We start from the raw sequence: 22,594 nt of genomic DNA, 5'->3' as shown, positions 1-22,594 counted from the left end.
GATGTGCGCCGCCCCACCTGACCCTTCCGGCGTGGATATCCGGCCCGTTTAGTCGGTCGCGGGGCGGCGAGGGCGCTACGTCCGCACCTCGGGGTGTCGCTCCAGCAGCGTCCGCACCTGCGGCAGCGTCCGCGGCGGCAACTCGTCGGTCGGCACCCAGCGGGCCGCGAGCGTCCCCTCGGCGGGGTTGGGGTCGACCGACGACGCGACCGCACAGTCGTAGACGTCGTACGAGGACAGCGTCCCCGCCCGGGAGTGGTGGGCGTACCAGACGCGGTCGGTCTGGCCGTCGACGACCACCTCGCAGTCCAGTTCCTCGCGCAGTTCCCGCCGGAGGCCCTCCACCGGCGACTCGGAGGCGTGGAGTCCGCCGCCCGGCAGCGTCCAGAACGCCGAGCCGTCGTCGTGGGATTCCTTGACGAGCAGTACCGCATCGCCGGTCGACACCAGCGCCTTCACGCCGCGCCGGAGCCGTCCGGCGCCCGCTCCAGGGAATGGGCCCCCCTCGACGGTGCGTAGCTTCCCTTGCATGTTATACACTGACACACTAACGAACGTATAACGTTTCTCCTAAAATACCCTAAATTGTCTAACTCTCTTCCACATACTTCGACTTTCTTCTTCATTTACGTCCGTCACAGTCGGAGAGCGAACGCGAATGGCGGACGCGACGGAGGACCGACCGCGGCCGCCACGTCACCGGCGCGGGGACTTTGCCCATGGCGCCAGAGGACCCGACATGGCGCTGGCCGAACTCGACGTCCGCCTCCCGGAGGGGACCTGGATACACGACGTCTCGACGGCGCATCCGGAGGCCTGCTTCCGCGTACTCGCCGGGATGCCCGACGGGGACGTCGGGTTCGCGCTCCTGTCGGTCACCGCCCCGTCGCTGGAACCGATTCTGGAGGCGATGGCTGCCCACGAGGGACTCACCGACATCGAGTCGCTCCGGCGGGACGGCGACCGCGCGCTCCTCCGCGTCGAGACGACGGCGCCGCTGCTGTTGCTCTCGGCGCGGGCCGCCGGAATCCCCGTCGAACCGCCGGTCGAGATTCGTGACGGGGTCGCGTGCGTCGCGGTGCGGGCCACCCGGAATCGGCTCTCGACGCTCGGCGAACAATTGGAGCGGTTCGGCCTCTCCTACACCGTCGCGTCGGTCTACGACGACGTTCAGGCCGAGTCACTGCTGTCCGACCGGCAGGCCGACCTGCTCCTCGCGGCGGTCGAACGCGGCTACTACGACACGCCACGCGGGTGCTCGCTGACCGAACTGGCCGACGAGTTCGGCATCGCCAAGTCGACCTGCAGCGAGACGCTCCACCGCGCCGAGAGCCGCGTCGTCCGGCAGTTCGTCGACCGGAATCTCGCACCCGGCGGCGCCGACACGGACCGAGACGAGCGCCCGCCGCCCGGGGACGGCTAGCCGACCCGGACGACACCGGGGGCGGTGACCGAACATGTTCGGGGACGGGCTGTTGCCCGTGGCGCCCCTCCGGACACACATGGCAACGAACGAACCGACGGCGGTCGAGCGCGGCGCCGGCACGGAGGCGACCACGACCGTCGACGTCCGGTGTACCGGACACGTCCGGACCGAGATCGGCGAACCGAGGATGGAGTTCACCTTCGAGGGCGAGACGCTTCGGGCGTTCCTCGAGGCGTTCTTCGAGGAGTACGACGTCGCCGACCTGCTCATCGCCGAAACGGAGGCGGAGGCGACGGCCCACGGGTGGGCGCCGACCGACGGCGACCCCCCGGGCACCTGGAACAAGAACCCCGAGGGCGAGCAGACCCGCGCCTTCGCCCGCGTCGCGGTCAACGGTCGGTTCAACGAACACCTCGACGGTCTCGACACCGAACTCGAGGACGGCGACCGCGTCGCGCTGATGTACCCGTTCATCTTCTGCTGTTGACCGGCCGGTCGGATTATCGGCCCGCATCGACCGGCAGCGCCGGCACGCGGCGGGACCGCCGGACCCCCGTATTCAAGTACGATAGCGGGACCAGACGCCCCATGTCGACGCGCGTCATCGCCGGCGACTGCATCGTCCGCACCGGCGGCCGGAGGGAGACCACCCAGCGCGGCCGCGTGGTCGTCCTCGTCAAGCCCGACGACACCGTCCTCGTCCACGACGGCGACGGCTACCAGCCCGCCGCCTGGCTCACCCGGCCGGCCGAGTTGACGCTGGAGGCCGACCCGCTATGGCTCGTCGCGGTCGACGGCGACGAGTCCCTCCAGATCGAGGCCGAGGGACCGGTGACGGTGACCGAACACGACACGACGGACGCGGGCGTCCCCGTCGGCGACTGCCCCTGCGGCGGGCCGCTGGTCCGGTCGGGCGGCGCCGTCACCTGCCTGGACTGCGACGACCGGTTCCCGCTCCCCGGCGGCGCCGCGGTCCTCGATTCGGCCTGTGGGGACTGCGGGCTTCCGCAGATTCGCGTCGAGCGCGGCGAGGCGTTCGAGGTGTGTCTCGACTACGAGTGCGAGGCGCTCCTGGCGGCCGTCGAGGCGCGCTTCGACCGCGAGTGGGACTGTCCGATGTGCGGCGGCGACCTGGAGATACTCCGGCGCGGCGGTCTCATCGCGGGCTGTGAGAACTACCCCGACTGCGAGACCGGGTTCGCCGTCCCGGACGGCACCGTCGCCGGCGAGTGCGAGTGTGAACTGCCGCGGTTCGACACCGGCGGCGGCCGGCGGTGTCTGGACGCCGGCTGTGAGGCCTGACCCGCGAGGCGGCGAAAGACACTCCGGGCCGGAGGCCGACCGGTCCCGACATGGCGCTCGACTCGCGGTGGCCCGACGTGCTCGCCGCTGGCCTGCTGGCCGCCTCGGCGCTGGCCGGCCTTGCGCTGTGGCCGCGCCTGCCCGCGGAGATGGCGATTCACTTCGATTCGGGCGGCGACCCCGACGACTTCGTCGCCAGGCCGCTCGGCGTCGCGCTGGCGCCGGCGCTCGGCGTGGCCGGAATCGCCATTGCGCGGCTGTCCGCCCGGGCCGACCCGTCCACCGACGCCCGCGTCCTCGGCGCCGCGGTCCTGTTCGTCGGGGCGGTCGTCGCCTACGTCCAGGCGCTCGTGCTGGCGTACAACCTCGGGTACGCCGTCCCGTTCTCGCTCGGCCTGACGCCCGTCCTCGTCGCCGCGGCGCTGCTCACCGTCTACGCGCTCCGCGTGGACGGACCGCTGTAGGGACGGGCCGTCACCGACCGTAGCGGCTATACGCCAGCGTCCGCGAGACGGGGACGATGGAAGGCCACCAGCGCGGCGACGTCGTCGAGGTCGGCGCCAACGCCCGCGAGCGATACTACGACTCCAGCGGCTACGGCCGGCCGGACGGCGACGGGGTCGTCCTCTCGGTCGTCGAGGCCGCCCACCTGCTGTACCGCGGCGACCTCGACGCCGTCGACGGCCACGGGTTCGGGGCGTTCCTGGCGGACAACGCCGACAGCGTCGTCCCGTTCCTCGTCTACCGCGACCTCCGCGACCGGGGATTCTACGTCTCGCCCGCCCGGGACGGATGGGTCGACGACGCCGACGGCGCCGACTTCGTCGTCCACCCTCGCGGTGACGGCCCCTGGGACGGCACCGTCGAGTACCGCGTCCGCGTCGTCGACGAGCGGGCCGACCCCGCGGTGGCCGGTCTCGGCGACGTCGTCGTCGCCGTCGTCGACGAGGAGAGCGAAATCACGTACCTCGAGACCGACCGCCCGGACGTCTCGGGGAGCAACGACCTCTCGCTGGAGGAGCCCGCCGAGGGCGTGCTGCTGGACGACCGGGTGCTCTGTTTCGACCCGCCCGCCGCGCTGTACGAGCGCGGCTTCTACGGCCAGCGGATGGGCCGCGAGGACGCCACACTCCAGCTTTCGCTCCTGGAGGCGACGCACCTCGCCGAGCGGGACGACCTCTCCCTCGACGGTGGGGCGGAAGCGGTCCGCGAGCGGGGCCGTGCCGTCGAGGGTGAGCGGTTCGACCGACGGCTCGCCGTCTACCGGCGGCTCCGCGAGCGTGGCGTCGTCCCCAAGACCGGCTTCAAGTTCGGCGCCGACTTCCGCACCTACGCCGACGTCGAGCACGTCGACGAGCTGGGCCACTCCGAACTGCTGGTGCGGGTGCTGCCCGCCGGCGCCGTCCGGTCGCCGCGCGACCTCGCGTTGGACGTGCGGCTGGCCCACGGCGTCCGCAAGCGGATGGTGTTCGCGCTGGTCGACGGCGAGGACATCGAGTGGGTCACCGTCGGCCGGCTGACGCCCTGAGTTCCGTGTGGCATGTTATCTGCCCACACGGCGGCGCAAGAACTACCTTCGAGCCGGGGTACCGGCCGTCCGTGCAGTCCGCTCTTCCCGCGACGTGGCGCTGGCGACGGCGGGCAGCGGACAGTGTCGCGGTCGGGAGCGGACGGGCCTCACTCGCCTGACCCCCGCCGCGTCGCTCACTCCGTTTCTCTGCGCGCCGCACCGCCCGCCGAGCGACCGGACTACCGACCCATGCACGACGAACGCGACGACGCGACCGACGGGGTACAGCCACGGGACCGACGCGACGACCCGAGGAAACGAACGCTTTTTGCGTCTCACGGGCCGAAGTTCCGCCATTCAATGACACGCGACACCGGAGACGGTCCCCTCCCGGACGGCGGCACCGACGCCACCGGCGCCGACGAGGTGGCCCTGGACCCGTGGGGGTCCTCGACCGTCGACGACTACCGGAAGCTGTTCGAGGAGTTCGGCATCGAGGAGTTCGACGACGTCCTCGGCGAGGTGCCGTCGCCGCACTACCTGATGCGCCGCGGCGTCATCTTCGGCCACCGGGACTACCGGCCCGTCGCCGAGGCGATGCGCAACGACGAACCCTTCGCGGCGCTGTCGGGATTCATGCCGACCGGCGACCCCCACGTCGGCCACAAGCTCGTCTTCGACGAGATAATCTGGCACCAACAGCGGGGCGGCGACGCCTACGGCCTCATCGCGGACCTGGAGGCCCACGCCGCACGCGACCTGTCGTGGGAGGAGATCGACGAGCACACCGAGAGCTACCTGCTGTCGCTCATCGCCCTGGGCTTCGACCCCGAGGAGGGCGAGATCTACCGGCAGTCGACCAACCGCGAGGTCCAGGACCTCGCCTTCGAACTCGGGACGAAGGCCAACTTCTCGGAGCTGGGCGCCATCTACGACTTCGACGGCGAGACGGAGGTCTCCTACATGCAGTCGGTCGTCACGCAGATGGCCGACATCCTCTACCCGCAACTGGACGACCCCAAGCCGACGGTCATCCCGGTCGGTCCCGACCAGGATCCCCACATGCGGCTGGCCCGCGATCTGGCGGCTCGGATGCGGTTCTTCAAGGTGACCGAAGCGTACGCGAGTTTCGAACTCGAGGACGACGAGCGCGAACTCGCCGCCCGCGCATACGAGGCGCTCGTTGACGACGCTGACGACGCCGACGTCCGGTGTGTCGAGGCCGCCGACTGGCTCGAGGAGGAGTCGCCCGACGCGCCCGCGCTGTGGGAGGCCGTCGAAAAACTCCGGTCCGGCGGCAAGGAACCCCTCCGCCCCCGCGTGCGCTTCGTCGACCAGAACGCCACCGACGAGGCATTCGAGGCGCTCATCGGGGCGGTCGACGGCGAGAAGCGCGTCTACGAGGGCCACGTCGACGCCTTCGAGATGGACCACGAGGCGGCCGCCGAACTCGCCCGCGAAATCGAGGTCGACCACGGCGGCTACGGCTTCCTGCCACCCTCCTCCATCTATCACCGGTTCATGACCGGACTCACGGGCGGGAAGATGTCCTCGTCGGTGCCGGCCTCCCACATCTCGCTGCTGGACGACCCCGAGGACGGCTACGACAAGGTCAAGGCGGCCACGACGGGCGGCCGCGAGACGGCCGAACTCCAGCGCGAACTCGGCGGGAAGCCCGACGAATGCCCCGTCTACGAACTGTACGCCTACCTGCTGGCGGAGGCCGACGACGACTTCGCCGCCCGGGTCTACGAGGAGTGCGCCACCGGCGAGCGCCTCTGCGGCGACTGCAAGGAGCAGGCCGCCGAGTTGATGGCCGAGTTCCTCGCCGAGCACCAGGAGAAGCGAGAGGAGGCCCGCGAACTGCTCGCCGAAACGGACGTTCAACTGGAGAGTGACCGGCGGTGACCGGCCGGGACCGACGATGACCGACGAGGTGCGGTGCTGGCTGGTCGAGCGGACCTACACCGACCGGGACCTGATCGTGCTGATCTACGCCACGCCAGACGGCGAACGGAAGTACCGCAAGGAACTGTCGGCGTCGATGCTGGGGCGGACGACGGTGACGGCGGCCACGGCGGTCGACGCCGACGACCTCGAACCCGTCGAGGACGCCGAGACCCGCGAGCGGTACGCCATGGAGGTCGACCGCGTCCGGGATTCCCACGAGCCGGATGAGGCTATCTAGCACACCGCAGGAAACCCTCAAGGCATATAATCCGTCAGTTTCAACCCGGAACCGATATGGCCGCCATAGAACTGGACGACGTACACAAGTCGTTCGGCGACGTCCGTGCGTTGCAGGGGGTCGACCTCGAGGTCGAGGAGGGCGAGGTGTTCGGCTTCCTCGGCCCGAACGGTGCCGGCAAGTCCACCAGCATCAACATCCTGCTCGACTTCGTCCGGGCCGACCAGGGCGACGTCCACGTCCTCGGGTACGACGCCCACGAGGATACCGTCCCGGTCCGGGAACGGACCGGCGTCCTCCCCGAGGGGTTCGACCTCTACAAGCGGCTGACCGCCAGACAGCACCTCGAGTTCGCCATCGAGTCGAAGGAGGCCGACGACGACCCCTACCCGCTGCTGGAGCGCGTGGGCCTGGAGGACGCCGTCGACCGGAAGGCCGGCGGGTTCTCGACGGGGATGCGCCAGCGCCTCGCGCTGGCGATGGCGCTCGTCGGCGACCCCGACCTGTTGATCCTCGACGAACCCACCTCCGGGCTGGACCCCAACGGCGCCCGCGAACTCCGTGACATCGTCGAGGAGGAGGCCGAAAGCGGCACGACCGTCTTCTTCTCGTCGCACATCCTCGGCCAGGTCGAGGCCGTCTGCGACCGTGTCGGAATCATCCGCGAGGGCGAGCTCGTCGCCGTCGACAGCATCGAGGGCCTCCGTGACGCCGTCGGCAGCGGGTCGACGCTCGTCGTCGAGGTCGACGAGGTGCCCGACGACGCCGCCCACCGCCTGAAGAGCCTCGACGGCATCGAGAACGTCTCCGTCAACGGGCGGTCCCTCCGGGTCGGGTGTAGCGACGACGCCAAGACCACCGTCATCGACGAACTCGAAGGGATGGGCGCGACCGTCGAGGACTTCTCGACGGAGGAGGCGCCGCTGGAGGACCTCTTCGCCGCCTACACGGAGGGTGAAGCATGAGCATCGCCGCCGTCGCAAAGAAGGACTTCCGGGACGCCATCCGTTCGCGGCTGATGATAGCTGTCGCGGTGATGTTCGTCGCCTTCACGGGCGGCGGCGTCGCGCTCGGCAACGCCGTCGGCCTCGAGAGCGGGACCGTCGTCGCGCTCATCCTGACGGTCATGCTCGGCGGGACGGCCATCTTCGTCCCGCTCGTCTCGCTCGGTATCGCCTATCGCGCTATCGCCGGCGAACGGGCCAGCGGGAGCCTGAAACTGCTGCTCTCGCTGCCGAACTCCCGGCTCGACGTCGTCATCGGGAAGTTCATCGGCCGCTCGGCGGTCGTCAGCGTCGCCGTCGTCATCGGGTTCATCTCGATGCTCGTCGCGGCCGCCGCGAGTTTCGACGGGGACATCCAGCCCGAAACCATCCTGATGTTCATGCTCGCGGCGCTACTCCTGGCCATCGTCTTCGTCAGCATCGCGGTCAGCATCTCGGCGTTCGCCGAGTCGACCTTCGCGGCCGCAATCGGCGGGTTCGGCTTCTTCGTCCTGTTCCAGTTCGCCTGGCAGGGCGTCATCTTCCTCCTCCGGTACGTCGCCAACGGCTTCGAGACGCCCGACTTCGGTCTCGGGACCGAGCCACCGGAGTGGGTCGAGGTGCTGACCATCGTGAACCCGATGAACGGCTGGCGGCAGTCCACCAGGTGGCTCCTCCGCCGCGTCTCCGACCAGCAGGAGACCGCCCAGACCAGCGTCGACGCCTTCTACCTCGAACCCTGGTTCGGGTTCGTCGTGCTGGCGCTGTGGATTGTGCTGCCGCTCGTCGTCGGCTACCTCCGCTTCGAGTCGTCGGACCTCTGAGACCCCCTCGGGTCCCGTCCGTCCGCCGTCCGTCGCCCGTCGAACCACCGTCTGACACCAGTTTCACACCACTCCTGTCCTGCGGTTTTACTTCCGGTATGCATGGCGGGGTTTTATGATAGCTCCACCCCCATCGTCGGATGCACACGCTCCTTCCCCTTTGGACCCGACGACTCCGAGCGGCCGCGCCGTCGGAAGGCATACGGCGGCCCCGCGAGTAGTCCGGGCATGCTCGAACTCGCGGACGTACTCGCGGCGCGCGAGCGGGTCGCCGAGACCGCACGCGTGACGCCGCTGGAGTACTCGAACACGTACTCGACGTGGTCGGGCGCGAACGTCCACCTGAAACTGGAGAACTTCCAGCGGACGGGGTCGTTCAAGATACGCGGCGCGACGAACAAGATAGCGCAGTTGACCGACGACGAGAAGGAGAGCGGCGTCGTGACTGCCAGCGCGGGCAACCACGCCCAGGGGGTCGCGCTGGCGGCCTCGCGGGCCGGCGTCGACGCCACCATCGTCATGCCGGAGTACGCGCCCATCTCGAAGATCAACGCGACCCGCTCGTACGGTGGCGACGTCGTCCTCCACGGCGTCGACTACGACGCCGCGGCCGAACGCGCCCACGAAATCGAGCGCGAGACGGGTGCGACCTACGTCCACGCCTTCGACGACCCGGCGGTGATGGCCGGCCAGGGCACCATCGGTCTCGAGATCGTCGAGCAGTGTCCCGACGTCGACACCGTGGTCGTCCCCATCGGTGGTGGCGGCCTCATCTCCGGCATCGCCACGGCGGTGAAGGCGAAGACCGACGCCCGCGTCGTCGGCGTCCAGGCCGAGGGCGCCTCCAGCGTCGCCGAGTCGCTCCGGAAGGGGACCGTCGTCGAGCGGGAGTCCGTCGACACCATCGCCGACGGCATCGCCACGCGCAGCGTCGGCGAGTTGACCTTCGAGGTCATCAGGGAGCGCGTCGACGAGGTGGTCACCGTCACCGACGCCGAGATAGCCAACGCCGTGACGGCGCTCCTGGAACGCTCGAAGACGCTCGTCGAGGGGGCCGGTGCCGTCCCGCTCGCGGCCGTCCTGCAGGACCGCTTCGAGTACGAGGAGGGCGAGACCATCGTGCCCGCACTGTGCGGCGGCAACATCGACCTCAACGTCCTCACGAACGTCGTCCGCCGCGGTCTCGTCGAACGGGGCCGGTTCCTCCGGGTTCGGACCGTCCTAAAGGACCGCCCCGGCGCCCTCCAGGACCTCGTCGACCTGCTGGCGGAGAACCGGACCAACATCTACGCCATCGAGCACGACCGCGCCTCCAAGGACATCGCCGTCAACGCCGCCGAGGTCGAACTCGACCTGGAGACCCGCGGCGACGAACACGTCGCCGAACTGCTGGACGCCCTCGAATCGGCGGGCTACGAGGTCGACGTCCTGGTCTGACCGCGGTCAGGTGGAGAGCGCGACCGCCCCCGTTCCGTGCCTGGATGCCGCTCGCGGAGGGGTGGCTGTCGGTCACACGCCGGGTCGGGGCTTTTAGAGTCAGTCTCCCGGTAATCGTCCCATGGAACTCGTGGAAGCCACCGGCGGCGACATCGACGCGCTCGTCGACCGCTGGCAGGCCCTCGCGCGGTCGATGGAATCGCACGACCCGCTGAACGAACTCGCCGACGGGGACGTCGACGACGTCTCCGAGGAGGGGTTCCGCGCCCACCTCGAGACGACCAGGTCACGGACTACCTCGTCGTCCACGAGGGCGAGACGGTCGGCTTCGTCACGCTCCGGGAGGGGCACCACCCATCCCGGCGGCACTCCCACTACCTCCGCATCGTGAACATCGCCATCGACGAGGCACACCGGAACCGTGGCCACGGTACGGCGGTCGTCGAGCGGGTGAAAGCGCTCGCCCGCGACCGTGGCTGTGACCACCTCAAGGTCTCCTGCGAGTGGAACAACGATGCCGCCCGGCGGTTCTATCGCAATACGGGGTTCCGACCGAAGCAGGTCGACCACGCACAGCCGCTGGAGTGAGCCGGAGGTAACGCTGTCACGCACCGCCCGCCGTCGGCTCCGTTCCCGCCGAGCGGAACCGCAGCAGGAACCCGGAAGCGGGGTGCTGGACCGTCCGGGGAGCGGTCCCGGCGGCCTCAGAGCCAGTCGACGAACGTTCCCTCGACGAGCGTCCCCTCCTGGTTGTCGATGTACTCCGCCTGCATCCCCCAGATGGCCTCGCCCAGCGGCTCGCCACGGCCGACCCGTTCGGCCACGAGGTCGTGTTTCCACGACGCCGGCGTGACGCGGCGGTCGACCCGCTCGCGGAGCGGCTGGATGTAGCGGTTGGCCTCCTCGGCGTCGAGGCCTCGGAGTTCGAGACCGTCGCGGGCCAGCTCGAACAGTTCGGCGTACAGCTCCTCGGTGTCGGTCGTCTCGGTGCCGTCGGCGGTGAACCACCGCATCTCGGCGTCGAGGCCGTCCCGGACGGCCGCGTAGAAGTTCTCCCGGGCGTCGGCCCACGGCAGGTCGTAGATGGGGTGCTCCCGGCGGGGCAGGCTCTCCAAGAGGCCGCCGAAGACCGCCAAGAGCGCGACGGTGTCCCGGACCGTCGGCTGGGCGGGCAGCGGCCGGAACTCGATGCGGGCGTTGGCGCTCTCCCGCGTCGCGCCGTCGAAGACCGGGCGGACCCACCGCCAGAAACTGCCGTGCTTGTGCCGGAAGTGCGCGAAGCGGTCGTCGAAGCGGCCCCGGTCGTCGACCAGTGCCGGGACCACCGTCTCGTCGTCGGCGACGCGCTGGATCGCCTCGTCGACGTCGTCGATGTCCTCCGGGAATGTCACCTTCTCGGAGTCCGCCGGGTTGAGCACCGACTCGAAGACGGGGACCCGGTTCTCCATGTAGCCGTCGGCGAGCACCGTCTCGGCGTCGGCCTCGTAGAGGTCCGGCGGGAAAAAGGGCGAGTTGACCGATATCGCGAGGAGGGGCCCGGCGACTCGGAGGGCGTACCGGAAGTTCTCCGGCAGGTCGTGGGCGTGGGCCGTCTGGTAGTGCGGCTGGATGGAGGTGATGAGCGCCTCCGGCATCACGGTGTCGGCGTCCAGCGAGACGTGCGGCGCCTCCAGTTGCAGTTCCGCCGCGTAGTCCGTGTTCGCCATCGCGTGATACCGGACCGAGTTCGTCATGTTCGTGGCGATGCGGACGCCGTCGGTCTCGACGCTGTCGGTGAGGTACTCCGAGGCCGTCTCGCCGATGGGCGGCACCGTCCACATGCCATCGCTGACGAGCGTCATCCCTTCGCGGGCGACCTCCCGCTGTGCGGCGTCGAGTTTGGCCTGCACCTCCGCCTCCTGGGCGCGGATGCCGTACCGCGACAGCGGCTGTGGCGTCGTCGAGAGTTCGGCGTTGTGGAGCCCCAGTTCCTTCTCGAAGCCGATGTACTCCAGCAGCCGCCGGGGGACTCTCATCAGCGCGTCGGTCTCGGCGTCGACCGCGTAGAACTCGTACTCGAGACCGACGATTGCCTGCGGGTTGTCGAAGGTCCCGTCGTCGATTTCCTCGCGCAGGACCTCGAGTTCGTCTGCCACCCGCGACGCGAACTCCTCGTCGTCGACCGCCAGTGCCTCGGTGACCTGCGCCGCGAGTTCTGAGGCGGACATACCTGCCCCTGGAACGGCGAGCCGTTTCAAACGTGCGGCTCGGAGGAAAACAACCCCTCCGTTTCGGATGGAGATACCGACGGGTACGACCTACCGGAGGTCCCGGACCCGACGGACGAGTCGCGTCGACAGCGACGGCTCCTCGCCGAGGAACCGCGCCTTCGACCGGCTCCGGAGGTACAGCGCGCTCACGAGGACGTTCAGGACCGGTACCATCGACAGCGTCGCCCAGAAGGGCGGACCCTGCCCCCAGTCGCTGTGGCTCCGCAGGTACGTCGCGTCCCGGTAGGTGGCGTAGGGGAGGACGAGGAGGTTCACGAGGAAGTACGGTATCGTCAGCGCCGACAGGAGGCCGCCGACGGGGGTCCCGGCGGCGCCGAGCGCGACGAGGCCGAGGACGGCGGCGTTGAACACCAGTCCCCCCGCGACGCCCAGCGACCAGTCGCCGGCCCCTCGCGGTCGCTCCCGCGGGACGAACGCCCGCCAGCGTCCGTCGGCGCGTTCCAGCGGGAGCCGTCGGCCGTAGAGGTCGGCGAAGCCGTCGGCCGGAACGTTCGCCGCGGCGAGCAGGCGACCCAGCCGCGATTCGGGGTCGACACCACCGTCGTCGGGCCACTCGAAGTAGTCGGTCACCGCCCGCCCGTCGGCCGTCTCCAGCGTCAGCGCCAGCACCGAGTCCGTCGTGGCGTCGAGCGGGGACGACGCCGGCACCTCGCCGGCCGGCACCGTCTCGGCGTCGACGACGAGGCCACTCCTCGGACCCTCGGGCGGCGGGTCGTCGGCCGACAGTTCCCCCTCGAGATCGAGGAACGCGTCGGCCGCTCGCTCGGCGTCGGCGCCGCTGTCGGCGGAACGCTCGACGGTCCGTTCGGCCTCGCGCTCGTCGTCGGCCACGACGGAGCCTTCGGGCGCCGGCCGATTAAAGCTCCGGCGGCCTGCTGGCGACGGTCGACTCACCCCAGCCCGAACATCCGGAGGAGCACGTAGAGACAGCCGGTGCTGATGGCCAGCCCGAAGACGATCAGAAGCGGCACCCGGTAGGTCAGCGTCGAGGCGAGTTCCTCCTCGGACATATCGGAGACGATGAAGCGGTCGCTGCCCCCGTCGCGGCGGACGACGAGGCGGTCCTCGTTGTCCCCCGACTCGTCGTCGCGCTGTTCGGCGCCGCCGAGGACGTACACCTCCTCGCCCGGCGGGATGACCGCCTCGACGTACCGCCGCTTGTCGTCGGCCGGGCCCGCCGAGGACACCTCCTCGAGGAACTCCCGAACGTCGGGCGGCGGCGAGTGGTCCTCCTCGACGGTGACGGTCGTCGAGTGCTCGTCGGAGATCTCGAACGTCGTCGACCGCTCGGGCTCGACCCGGATGCGGCCGGTCCCGTCGTCGAGGAAGAAGGGAGCGATCCAGGTGTCGGAGTCGACGGTCCGCCAGTCGGAGCCGTCCGACCCGCTCTCGTGGTGCTCCCGGATACGGTAGTGGGCGTAGACGCACTCGCCGTCGGTGAACGGCCGGTGAAAGACCGTCTCGTCGGGGTCGGCGGTACCGGTCAGCTCCGTTCGGCCGGCCGCGACCGACCGGACCTTCTCGGTGGCCGTGTCCTGGATGAGCCGGCTGGCCCGGTACTCGTCGAACCCCTGGTATATCAGGAAGAGCGCGAGCGCGAAGAACAGGAGCAGGAAGGCCAACTCGCCGAGCCCGACCTGCAGCGGCAGGCCGACGGCTGCCGACACTGACGCGAGCGGTCCCCCGGACCCCGCGGGTACGGTCACGAGTCCGAACCCGGCGCCGAATCCGGGCCCGACCCGGTGGCCGAGTCGGACGTGCCGGGCGAACCGGAACCGGAAGCCGAACCCGACGAACTCGGGGAGCCCGACCCGGAAGCCGAACCCGAGTCCGACCCGGAGAACGCCGCCCCGACGTCGACGTCGGCTGTCTCCTCCTCGCTGGCGGTGAACAGTTCCTCCTCCTCGAAGCCGAACTGCGTCGCCATGACGACGTAGGGGAACTGCTCGATGCGGGTGTTGTACTGCGTGACGGCCTCGTTGTAGAACTCCCGGCGGTCGGCGACCTGGTTCTCGATGTCGCTGATGCGCTCCTGGAACTGCATCAGGTTCTCCTGGGAGCGGAGTTCGGGGTAGTCCTCGACGCGGGCGCGGAACGACGCCATCGCGTTCCGGACGGCCTTGTCGGCGCTGGCCTCCTCGGACGGCGTCGAGGCGCGTTCGGCCTTCTCGCGGGCCTCCGTCAACTGCGTGAGAACCTCCTCCTCGTAGTCCATCATCTCCTGTGCCGCGTCGATGAGTTTCGTCAGTTCGTCCTGGCGCTGCTTCAACAGCACGTCGATGTTCTGGCGGGCCTGGTCGACCCGTTCGCGCAGCCGCACGAGCTGGTTGTAGAGGCTGACGACGTACCCCACCACGAGTGCCAGCAGAACGAGCACCACGAACCCACCGATGATTTCCAGTACCATCGGGAGCCACTGCAGCGAGCGACGACATAAATCACCCGCACCGTTCAGCCGACCGACCGGAAGAAACCGGGCGTCGAGCGCCGCCTCAGTCGTCCTGTGCGCGCTCGAAGGGCCGCGGCGGCAGGCGCAGTTCCTCGAGGTCCGGCATGTGCTTGACGTTGTAGACGACCGATAGCTCGTCGGTCAGCGGCTTGCCGACGCAGGAGAGCCGGATGCCGCGCTCGACCATCTCGTCGGGGAGGATGTGGTCGACGGGCGTCGACAGTTCGCCCTCGGTGACGACGACGGCGCAGTTCGCGCAGGCGCCGCCGCGGCAGGCGTAGGGCCACGCGAAGCCGCGGTTCTCGGCCGCTTCGAGGAGCGTCTCCGCCGGTTCGACGAGAAAGCGGCCGTAGTCCGTCGAGTCCAGCCCCGCGTCGGCCGCCCGCTCGAAGAGGTCCTCGTCGTCCAGCGACCAGCCGTAGTCGTCGAACACCTCGTAGTTCAGGTACTCGACCTCGGTCCGCTCGGGTTCGTCGGGCCCCGGGTCGGCGGCCGGGTCCTCGACGTCGGCGTCCTCGAGCGGTTCGGCCCGCCCCGAGAGGACCGCCTCGTAGGCCGCCTTGACCCGCTGGAACTCCTCGACCGAACCGCCCTGGTCGGGGTGCGCTTCCTTGGCGCGTCGCCTGTACGCCCGTTTTATCTCGTCGTCGTCGGCGTCGGGGTCGACACGCAGTACGTCGAACGGGGAACCCACGCCTACAGGTAGCCGAATCGAACACAAAAGCCTTCGTTCAGCGGCGAGCGCCGCGGGCCGTCAGGCCGGCCGGAGCCCGTAGACGCGGCCCGGTTCCTCGACGACCGTCTCCTCGTCGTCGGCCCAGTAGCCCGAGAGGTCGGCCCGTTCCGCGTAGAAGATGCGGCCGTCGTGGGGGACCGCCTCGCTGGTGGCGTGGCCGATGCCCTCGACCGTCCACCGGACCGCGCCAGTGTCCTTCTCCAGACAGTAGAGTCGCGCGTCGTAGGAGCCGACGAGCACGCACTCGGGGGTGACGTTCAGCGACCCGATGACGTGGCCGTGGACGTTCCGCGACCACAGTCGCTCGCCGGAGTCGGCGTCCAGCGCGTGGACGTTGCGGTCGTCGCTGCCGACGTAGACGACGCCGGCGTCGGGGTCGATGCCCGGGTTCGACATCGTTATCGCGCCGGTCTCGAAGGACCACTCCAGGCTGCCGTCCTCGAGGTCGAGGCGGCGGAAGTGACCGTCCCACGACCCGACGAAGGCGCCGCCCTCGTAGGTCGGGATGGTGCCCTTGATTTCGGCGCCCGTCTCGAAGGACCACGCGAACTCCAGCGAGGGGAACTCCCAGCAGTAACAGACGCCGTCGTTGGAGCCGATTATCATCCGCTCGGTCGCGGGGTCGATTGCGGGCGAGGGGTGGGGCATCCCCCACGGGCGGTCGTCGTACCACAGCGGCCGGCCCGTCCCCGCGTCCAGTGCCCACATCGTCCCCGAGGGGTCCATCCCCGGGTAGTTGTACTCGGCGACGAAGTACAGCACCCCGTCCCAGTAGGCGGGGCTGGAGCCGATGGCGATGGCGCCGCCGAGTTGCCACCGGGTGGTCTTCCAGACGTACTCGCCCGTCTCGACGTCCAGCGCGTACATCGCGCCGTCGTAGCCGCCGACGTAGGCCGTCCCGTCGACGACCGTCGGCGTCCCGTGGAAGCCGAGGCTGTCGCCGGCACCCGTCCGAACCGTCCAGCGGTTCTCGCCGTCGGGCGCGAACGCGTGGACGCGGCCCGTGTCGTCCGGGACAATCAGCGTCTCGCCGTCCGGCGTCGGCCGCGGGCTGGACTTCGCCGCCGTGTGTCCGAGTTCGTTTATCGGCGCCGACCACTCCACCTCGACGGCGTCGGGCACCGACGCCTCGGGGAAGTAGCCGAGCCGTCGCGTCCCCCGGCGGAACATCGTCAGTTCGTCGCCGACCGGGTACGTCTCGTCGTAGGGGCGAATCTCGGGGTCGAAGGCGGCCTGGTTCCGGTCGTAGCCGTCGTCGACGAGGCTCGTACAGCCCGCGAGACCGACCAGGCCGGCGGCGCCGAGACTCGAAAGCAGGCGGCGCCGGCCGAAGCGGGGGCCGGCCGGTCGGTCCTCTCGACGTCCGGGCGGTGACATCGCCGTCGGCTTCGGCCCCCGCCGACATATGCCTCGCGGTCGACGTACGGCCCCGAAACTGACCGAAACGGCCCCGCTCGGTGGGTTGATACGAGCCGGCGCGAAACGCACCCGGCGTGGCAGGGGAGACGCCGACCCGGACCGACGCCGTACTCGAGAGCCGCCGCGCCCGCTGGAGCCTGCTCGTGGGCGCGAGCGTCATCTCGATGGCGCTCGCCGCCTACGAGATCGTGCCGGCGAGCGTCACGCCGCTGATTACGTCATCGCTGGGCGTCGGCGACGCCGGGGCCGGCCTCGTCGTCGGCGTGATGTTCGGGACGGTCGTGGTCGCCAGCCTCCCGGTCGGGGTCGTCCTCGACCGGACGAACTCCAGACACGCCGTCGCGGCCGCCATCGGCCTGCTGTTCCTCGCGGGGGCGTGGGGCTGGCAGGCCGCGACCGCCGGCGCCTACCGGTCGCTGATCGCCTCCCGCGTCGTCGGCGGCGTCGCCTACGTCGTCGTCTGGAACGCCGGCATCGACATCGTCGGCCGGTCGTTCGGTCCGGAGAGACGCGGGACCGCGGTGGCGACGTTCACCGCCAGCGGTCCCATCGGCTTCGCGGTCGGACAGGCGGGCGGCCCGCTCGTCGCCGACGCCTTCGGCTGGCCCGCTATCTTCCCGGCGTTCACCGGCGCCGCCCTCGTCGGGCTGGTGCTCTTCTGGCCCGCCAGTCGCGGCAACGGCCGCGCCAGCGGCACCTCGGCGCCGAGCGCGGCGGAGTTGGCCAGCGTCGTCACCGACCGCCGGGTCTGGACCGTCGGCCTGCTGGGCTTCATCGGCTACTCGCTGTACCTGTTCGTCAACAGCTGGACGCCGTCGTACCTCACCGACCAGCTGGAGCTGTCCCTGGCGCTCAGCGGGGCCCTCGTGGCCGCCTTCCCCGCCGTCGGCGTGCTCTCGCGGGTCAGCGGCGGCCTCCTCTCCGATACGCTGTTCGACGGTCGGCGCAAGCCGGTCGTCCTCGTGTCCTTCCTCGTGGCGGCCCCAGTCGTCGGCACCTTCACCGCGCTCCGGACGGTTCCGCTGGTCGTCGCCGCACTGCTCGTCGCCGGCTTTGCGGTCCAGCTCTGTCTCGGCATCGTGTTCGCCTACGTCCGCGAACTTGTCGATCCCGCGGTCGCCGCCACCGCCGTCGCCTTCCTGACGAGCGTCGGCAGCGCGGGCGCCTTCCTCGCGCCCATCGCGGCCGGCGGCCTCATCTCCGCCGTCGGCTACCGGGCGACCTTCGCACTCGCGGGCGGCCTCGGCGCGGTCGGCGTCCTGCTGGCGTGGTACGCGCCCGAGCCGGACGGCGTGTAGGCCCGTTCAGTAGGCCTCGATGCCGGCCTCGATTCGGTCCAGTCCCTCCTCGAGGCGGTCCATCGAGTTGGCGAAGGAGAGCCGGAGCCGACCCTCGCCGGCCGTCCCGAAGCCGCTGCCGGGCGCCAGCACCACCCCGTGCTCGGTCAGGAGGTACTTCGCGAACGGCAGCGAATCCGCCTCGACGTCGGGGTCGAGGAAGGCGTAGAAGGCGCCCTCGGGGCGCGGCGCCGACAGGCCGTCGATGTCGGCGATGCGGTCGGCGACGTAGTCGCGGCGCCGCTCGAAGGCGTCGTACATCTCCTCGAAGGGTTCCTGCGGCCCCGTGAGCGCCTCGATGGCGGCGTGCTGTGCGACGCTGGAGGCACACGCCGTCGTCGACTCGCGGACCTTCACGGCCTCGTCGATCACCGACCGGTCGCCGGCCAGCCAGCCGAGGCGCCAGCCCGTCATCGCGTAGGTCTTCGAGCACGACCCGACCGTGAGGACGTGCCCGGGGTGGCCGGTCAGCGCCGCGATGCCCCGCGGGTCGCGGTCGTAGGTCAGCCCCGCGTACACCTCGTCGGCGACGACGTAGGCGTCGTGCTCGTCGGCCGCCTCGACGACCGCCCGTATCGCGTCGGGGTCGAACACCCGCCCCGTCGGGTTCGAGGGCGTCGTCAGCACGACCGCGGCCGTCTCGGGCCCCATCCGGTCGGTGAGGCGGTCGGCGTCGAGGGCGTACCCCGACTCGGCCGGCATCGGCACCTCGACCGGGCGGCCGTCCGCCAGGAACGCCTGCGTCTCGTAGTTGGGCCAGGCCGGCCCCGGGTACAGCAGTTCCTCGCCCGGGCCCACCACCGACAGCGTCGCCAGGTGCAGCGCCTCCATCCCGCCGACGGTGACGGCTATCTCGTCGATACCGTGCTCGACCCCGTAGTCGTCGGCCATCGCGTCGCGGATGGCCCGCCGCGTCTCCGGCAGCCCCGCGTTCGGCGTGTAGTGGGTCGCCCCGTCGCGGGCCGCCTCGGCGGCCGCCGCGACGACGTGTTCGGGCGTGTCGAAGTCCGGTTCACCCACCTCCAGTCGGACCAGGTCGCGGTCGGTCGCCTCCGCGAGGTCGAACATCACGCGTATCTTCGACCGTTCGGCTCGCCGGACGCGGTCGGTCGGCTCGTGCATGCGTTCCCTACGACGGGGAGGGTAAAGGCTCCCCTGCCGGGGGCGCACGCGAGAGCCGGCGCGGGAGGGGGTATTTGATCCTCCGGACCCTCGGCGGCGGTATGGACGTCAGCCGACGCCGACTGCTCGCTCTGGCGGCCGCCGCGACCGCGAGCGGGGTTGCCGGGTGTGGGGGCCAGGAGACGCCCGACGCGACCCCGGCCGGGACGGGGACGGACGCGAGCCGGGACGGGGCAGGAGGAGAGGGGACGCCGACCGCGGACGCCGACGGCCTGCCCGCGGCCGTCGCCCTCGAGACGCTCGTCGACGGCCTGCGGGCGCCGCTGGACGTCGCCTTCGCGCCGGACGCCGACCGCCGCTACGTCGCCGAACAGCAGGGCGTCGTTCACGTTCACGGCCCGGACGGCCTCCGCGAGGCGCCGTTGCTCGACTTGCGCGAGACGGTGACCGCCGGCGGCGAGAAGGGGCTGCTCGGCATCGCGCTGCACCCCGGTTTCGCCGAAAACCGCCGGCTGTTCGTCCGCTACAGCGCGCCGCGCCGCGACGGAACGCCCCCGGACTACAGCCACACGTTCGTCCTCGCGGAGTTCCGCGTCGGCGACGACGGCCGGCGAGTCGACCCCGACACCGAGCGGACCGTCCTCGAGATTCCACAGCCACAGGGCAACCACAACGCCGGCGACCTCGCGTTCGGTCCCGACGGCCACCTCTACGTCGCGGTGGGCGACGGCGGGGCCGGCGGCGACCAGGGGAGGGGCCACGTCGAGGACTGGTACGGCGCCGTCGGCGGCGGCAACGGCCAGGACGTCACCGAGAACCTGCTGGGGAGCATCCTCCGCATCGATGTCGACGGCGAGGAACCCTACGCCGTCCCCGAGGACAACCCGCTCGTCGGCCGCGAGGGTCTGGACGAGCAGTACGCCTGGGGGCTGCGGAACCCCTACCGGATGGCCTTCGACGACGGTCGCCTGTTCGTCGGCGACGTGGGACAGAACCGCTTCGAGGAGGTCGACATCGTCGAGAAGGGCGGCAACTACGGCTGGAACGTCAGGGAGGCGAGCCACTGCTACGGCGCCGAGACCTGCCCCGAGCGGACGCCCGACGACGTTCGCGGCGGCGAACCGCTCGTCGACCCCGTCGTCGAGTACCCCCACTCGGGGGCGGCGGTCAGCGGCGTCTCGGTCATCGGCGGACAGGTCTACCGGGGGGCGGCGCTCCCGGCACTCGCCGGCCGGTACGTCTTCGGTGACCTCCGGGCCGACGGGCGGCTCTTCGTCGCCACGCCGCCCGACGACGGCGACCGGTGGCCGACCGCGGTCCTGCCGGTGGCCGACGGCGACGCGGGCGATCTCGGTCGACTCCTCTCGGTCGGCCGGGACCCAGAGGGAGAGGTGTACGTCCTCACAGTGGGCGAGAGCGACGGCGGCCTCCACCGGGTCGTGCCCGCGGGGTGAACCGAGGGCAGTTCAGCGGACGACCGTGACCGGGACGGGGATCCGGTCGACGACCCGCTCGGCGACGCTGCCGACGAAGAACCGCTCGATGAGGTCCTGGCTGTGGCTCCCGAGGACGACGTGGTCGATGCCGTGTTCGTCGACGTAGGCGAGTATCTCCTTGGACGGCCGGCCCTTCACGATAGCGGTCGACAGGGTCGTCCCGTGTTCGGCGGCGAGGGCTTCGGCGTCGGCGAGAATCTCCTCACCCTCGGTCTCCCGCTGTTCGTAGATCTCCGAGAGCTTCACGCCGACGTACTTCTCGGGCTGATAGGTGACGGTCGTGTCGACGACGAAAAGCGCCGTGACCTCCGCCTCGGGGAACCGTTCGCAGGCGAAGGTCAGCGCCTCCTGCGAGAGCGTCGATCCGTCGTACGGGACCAGTACAGCGGTCATGACGCCATTTTTGGCGATGGGAACATTTAAACCCACCTCGCGCTACGGAGGAGGTTTAAATAGGATGATCAGGATGGTTCTTCGTATGTCAGAGTTTGGCATACTATCGCTCGTACCGCCGCTCCTGGCGATACTGCTCGCAATCGTCACCCGGAAGGCCGTCCTGTCGCTGTTCCTCGGCATCTGGGCCGGCGGCGTCATTGCCACCGGCAGCGTCGGGCTGGGACAGACCTTCGGCTGGATCGCCTCGGCCATCGGGGAGAGCACCTTCCACGCCCAGATCATCATCTTCACGCTGCTGTTGGGGTCGGCGGTGGCGATGATATGGCGGCTCGGCGGCTCCCACGCCGTCCGGAACTGGGCAACCGAACGAATCGACACCAAGCGGAAGGCCGGCGTCGCCGCGTGGCTGCTCGGCATCGTGCTGTTCTTCGACGACTACGCCAACACCGCCGTCGTCGGCAGCACGATGAAGGACATCTCGGACAACCTCGGCGTCTCCCGGGAGAAGCTGTCGTACCTCGTCGACTCGACGGCCGCGCCGGTGGCGACGCTGGCCATCTCCTCGTGGGTCGCCTTCCAGCTGTCGATGATCGAGTCGGGGTACGAGGCGACGGACCTCGCTGCCAGCGAGATACCGAACTCCTTCGAGGTGTTCCTGCAGTCCATCCCGTACAACATGTACTCGATTCTGGCCATCGTGATGGTCGGCATCGTCGTCCTCAGCCGACGCGATTACGGCGAGATGCTCACCGCCGAGCACCGTGCCGCCGAGACGGGAAAGGTGACCCGCGACGACGCCCGACCGATGCAGGACGTCGAGGCCGAACTCGGCGAACCGAACGTCGACGACCCGCGACTGACCTCGTTCGTCCTGCCCATCGTCGTACTCATCGGCGTCACCATCGGGTCGGCGCTGTACACCGGCTACTCGCCCGGCGCCTCGCTGTACGACATGGTCACGGGGGCCGACTACGCCCTGGCGCTCATCTTCGGCTCCTTTGCGATGGTGGCGACGACCTACACCATCGGTTACTACTACGACCTGCTGTCGCTGTCGGAGAGCGTCGACACCACCATCGACGGCTTCGGCATCATGCTGACCGCGGTCACCATCCTCGTGCTGGCGTGGGGCATTGGGAACGTCGTCGCCCCGGTCGAAGACGGCGGCCTCGGGACGGGTAACTACGTCAGCAGCGTCGTCGAGGCGTTCCTCACGCCCGAAATCCTGCCCGTGGTCGTCCTCTTTACCGCCGCGTTCATCGCCTTCTCGACCGGGAGTTCCTGGGGCACGATGGGCATCGTCACGCCCATCGCCGTCCCCGTCGCCTGGAACCTCACCGGGAGCCACACCATGGTCGCGGTGATGGTCGGGATGGTGTTCTCGGGCGCCATCTTCGGCGACCACTCCTCGCCCATCTCCGATACGACCGTGCTGTCCTCGACGTTCACCGGCGCCGACCTCGTCGACCACGTCCGCACCCAATTCTACTACGCGTTCACGGTCGTGATGGTGACCGCGGGGCTGATGCTGGTGTGGGGCTTCACCCGCATCACGCCGTTCGTGCTGCTCCCGGTTGGCGTCCTGGCGCTCGTCGCCCTCGTCTACGTTCTCTCCGATTTCGACGCCAGACGCCGCGGCATCGACCCCAAGGCCACGAGCGAACCCCGGGAAGTGGCACCGGGCGACGACTGAATCGCC

At 70.1% G+C, this 22,594-nt stretch carries 22 protein-coding genes and 1 pseudogene; 14 read left to right on the top strand and 9 right to left on the bottom strand.

All coding sequences use genetic code 11. The annotated features are described in order from the left end of the window. Window positions 1-75: 75 nt before the first annotated feature. Entirely contained in the window at window positions 76-531 is a 456-nt protein-coding gene (locus NLF94_RS19895) for an NUDIX hydrolase (protein ID WP_254839383.1), read from the bottom strand. Window positions 532-739: 208 nt separating this feature from the next. Between NLF94_RS19895 and NLF94_RS19890 the strand changes: the two genes are divergently transcribed. The 11 genes and pseudogenes from NLF94_RS19890 (at window position 740) to NLF94_RS19840 (ending at window position 10,258) form a co-directional block, all read left to right on the top strand. Then, window positions 740-1,423, top strand: coding sequence for a helix-turn-helix domain-containing protein (locus NLF94_RS19890; protein ID WP_254839382.1), 684 nt, complete (start codon window positions 740-742; stop codon window positions 1,421-1,423). A gap of 79 nt (window positions 1,424-1,502) precedes the next feature. After that, window positions 1,503-1,913, top strand: coding sequence for a MoaD/ThiS family protein (locus NLF94_RS19885; RefSeq protein ID WP_254839381.1), 411 nt, complete (start codon window positions 1,503-1,505; stop codon window positions 1,911-1,913). Window positions 1,914-2,014: 101 nt separating this feature from the next. Beyond that, on the top strand, window positions 2,015-2,728 hold the full coding sequence (locus NLF94_RS19880) for an endonuclease NucS domain-containing protein (RefSeq protein WP_254839380.1): 714 nt from the start codon (window positions 2,015-2,017) through the stop codon (window positions 2,726-2,728). A 50-nt stretch (window positions 2,729-2,778) separates the two neighbouring features. Beyond that, window positions 2,779-3,192: a DUF1648 domain-containing protein gene (locus NLF94_RS19875; protein ID WP_254839379.1), complete on the top strand. Its 414-nt coding sequence runs from the start codon at window positions 2,779-2,781 to the stop codon at window positions 3,190-3,192. A gap of 56 nt (window positions 3,193-3,248) precedes the next feature. Continuing rightward, window positions 3,249-4,256 carry a tRNA-intron lyase gene (gene endA / locus NLF94_RS19870; protein ID WP_254839378.1) on the top strand — a complete coding sequence of 336 codons (1,008 nt, stop codon included), beginning with the start codon at window positions 3,249-3,251 and terminating at the stop codon, window positions 4,254-4,256. A 342-nt stretch (window positions 4,257-4,598) separates the two neighbouring features. Continuing rightward, on the top strand, window positions 4,599-6,146 hold the full coding sequence (locus tag NLF94_RS19865; protein WP_254839377.1) for a tryptophan--tRNA ligase: 1,548 nt from the start codon (window positions 4,599-4,601) through the stop codon (window positions 6,144-6,146). A gap of 16 nt (window positions 6,147-6,162) precedes the next feature. Further along, a complete protein-coding gene (locus NLF94_RS19860; RefSeq protein WP_254839376.1) occupies window positions 6,163-6,426 on the top strand; it encodes a DUF7967 family protein in 264 nt (87 codons plus the stop codon). Window positions 6,427-6,482: 56 nt separating this feature from the next. Next, window positions 6,483-7,391 carry an ABC transporter ATP-binding protein gene (locus NLF94_RS19855; protein WP_254839375.1) on the top strand — a complete coding sequence of 303 codons (909 nt, stop codon included), beginning with the start codon at window positions 6,483-6,485 and terminating at the stop codon, window positions 7,389-7,391. Further along, entirely contained in the window at window positions 7,388-8,233 is an 846-nt protein-coding gene (locus NLF94_RS19850) for an ABC transporter permease subunit (RefSeq protein ID WP_254839374.1), read from the top strand. The genes NLF94_RS19855 and NLF94_RS19850 overlap by 4 nt, the downstream gene beginning before the upstream one ends. A 228-nt stretch (window positions 8,234-8,461) precedes the next feature. Beyond that, entirely contained in the window at window positions 8,462-9,670 is a 1,209-nt protein-coding gene (gene ilvA, locus NLF94_RS19845; RefSeq protein WP_254839373.1) for a threonine ammonia-lyase, read from the top strand. A gap of 121 nt (window positions 9,671-9,791) precedes the next feature. After that, window positions 9,792-10,258 (top strand): annotated as a pseudogene (locus NLF94_RS19840) (GNAT family N-acetyltransferase). Window positions 10,259-10,374: 116 nt separating this feature from the next. On the opposite strand, the gene NLF94_RS19835 reads toward NLF94_RS19840, so the two are convergent. From NLF94_RS19835 to NLF94_RS19810, 6 genes are all read right to left on the bottom strand, one after another. After that, entirely contained in the window at window positions 10,375-11,877 is a 1,503-nt protein-coding gene (locus tag NLF94_RS19835; RefSeq protein ID WP_254839372.1) for a glutamate-cysteine ligase family protein, read from the bottom strand. Between the two features lie 90 nt (window positions 11,878-11,967). Next, on the bottom strand, window positions 11,968-12,771 hold the full coding sequence (locus tag NLF94_RS19830; RefSeq protein ID WP_254839371.1) for a hypothetical protein: 804 nt from the start codon (window positions 12,769-12,771) through the stop codon (window positions 11,968-11,970). A gap of 59 nt (window positions 12,772-12,830) precedes the next feature. Continuing rightward, the gene (locus NLF94_RS19825) at window positions 12,831-13,607 is read right to left on the bottom strand and encodes an E3 ubiquitin ligase family protein (protein WP_254839370.1); all 777 of its coding nucleotides are present in this window, start codon (window positions 13,605-13,607) and stop codon (window positions 12,831-12,833) included. Between the two features lie 35 nt (window positions 13,608-13,642). Then, window positions 13,643-14,347 (bottom strand): LemA family protein, encoded by a 705-nt coding sequence (locus tag NLF94_RS19820; protein ID WP_254839369.1) that lies wholly within the window; start codon window positions 14,345-14,347, stop codon window positions 13,643-13,645. Window positions 14,348-14,432: 85 nt separating this feature from the next. Next, a complete protein-coding gene (fer, locus tag NLF94_RS19815) occupies window positions 14,433-15,083 on the bottom strand; it encodes a ferredoxin Fer (protein WP_254839368.1) in 651 nt (216 codons plus the stop codon). A 60-nt stretch (window positions 15,084-15,143) separates the two neighbouring features. After that, complete coding sequence (locus tag NLF94_RS19810) at window positions 15,144-16,502, bottom strand: outer membrane protein assembly factor BamB family protein (protein ID WP_254839367.1); 1,359 nt, start codon at window positions 16,500-16,502, stop codon at window positions 15,144-15,146. 116 nt (window positions 16,503-16,618) lie between these two features. Between NLF94_RS19810 and NLF94_RS19805 the strand changes: the two genes are divergently transcribed. Next, window positions 16,619-17,842 (top strand): MFS transporter, encoded by a 1,224-nt coding sequence (locus tag NLF94_RS19805; protein ID WP_254839366.1) that lies wholly within the window; start codon window positions 16,619-16,621, stop codon window positions 17,840-17,842. Between the two features lie 6 nt (window positions 17,843-17,848). Here the strand turns inward: NLF94_RS19805 and NLF94_RS19800 are convergent, their stop codons facing one another. Next, entirely contained in the window at window positions 17,849-19,003 is a 1,155-nt protein-coding gene (locus tag NLF94_RS19800) for a pyridoxal phosphate-dependent aminotransferase (RefSeq protein WP_254839365.1), read from the bottom strand. Between the two features lie 101 nt (window positions 19,004-19,104). On the opposite strand from NLF94_RS19800, the gene NLF94_RS19795 reads away from it, so the two are divergent. Next, the gene (locus tag NLF94_RS19795; protein WP_254839364.1) at window positions 19,105-20,457 is read left to right on the top strand and encodes a PQQ-dependent sugar dehydrogenase; all 1,353 of its coding nucleotides are present in this window, start codon (window positions 19,105-19,107) and stop codon (window positions 20,455-20,457) included. Window positions 20,458-20,469: 12 nt separating this feature from the next. Here NLF94_RS19795 and NLF94_RS19790 read toward each other — a convergent pair whose 3' ends face one another. After that, complete coding sequence (locus NLF94_RS19790; protein ID WP_254839363.1) at window positions 20,470-20,892, bottom strand: universal stress protein; 423 nt, start codon at window positions 20,890-20,892, stop codon at window positions 20,470-20,472. Between the two features lie 85 nt (window positions 20,893-20,977). Between NLF94_RS19790 and NLF94_RS19785 the strand changes: the two genes are divergently transcribed. Then, on the top strand, window positions 20,978-22,588 hold the full coding sequence (locus NLF94_RS19785) for a Na+/H+ antiporter NhaC family protein (RefSeq protein WP_254839362.1): 1,611 nt from the start codon (window positions 20,978-20,980) through the stop codon (window positions 22,586-22,588). Window positions 22,589-22,594: the final 6 nt, after the last annotated feature.

The sequence above is a fragment of the Natronomonas marina genome (assembly GCF_024298905.1).
Taxonomy (GTDB): Archaea; Halobacteriota; Halobacteria; order Halobacteriales; family Haloarculaceae; genus Natronomonas; species Natronomonas marina.
The sequence above is the reverse complement of the archived record's forward strand: the minus strand, read 5'-3'. Positions and strand labels throughout refer to the sequence as shown.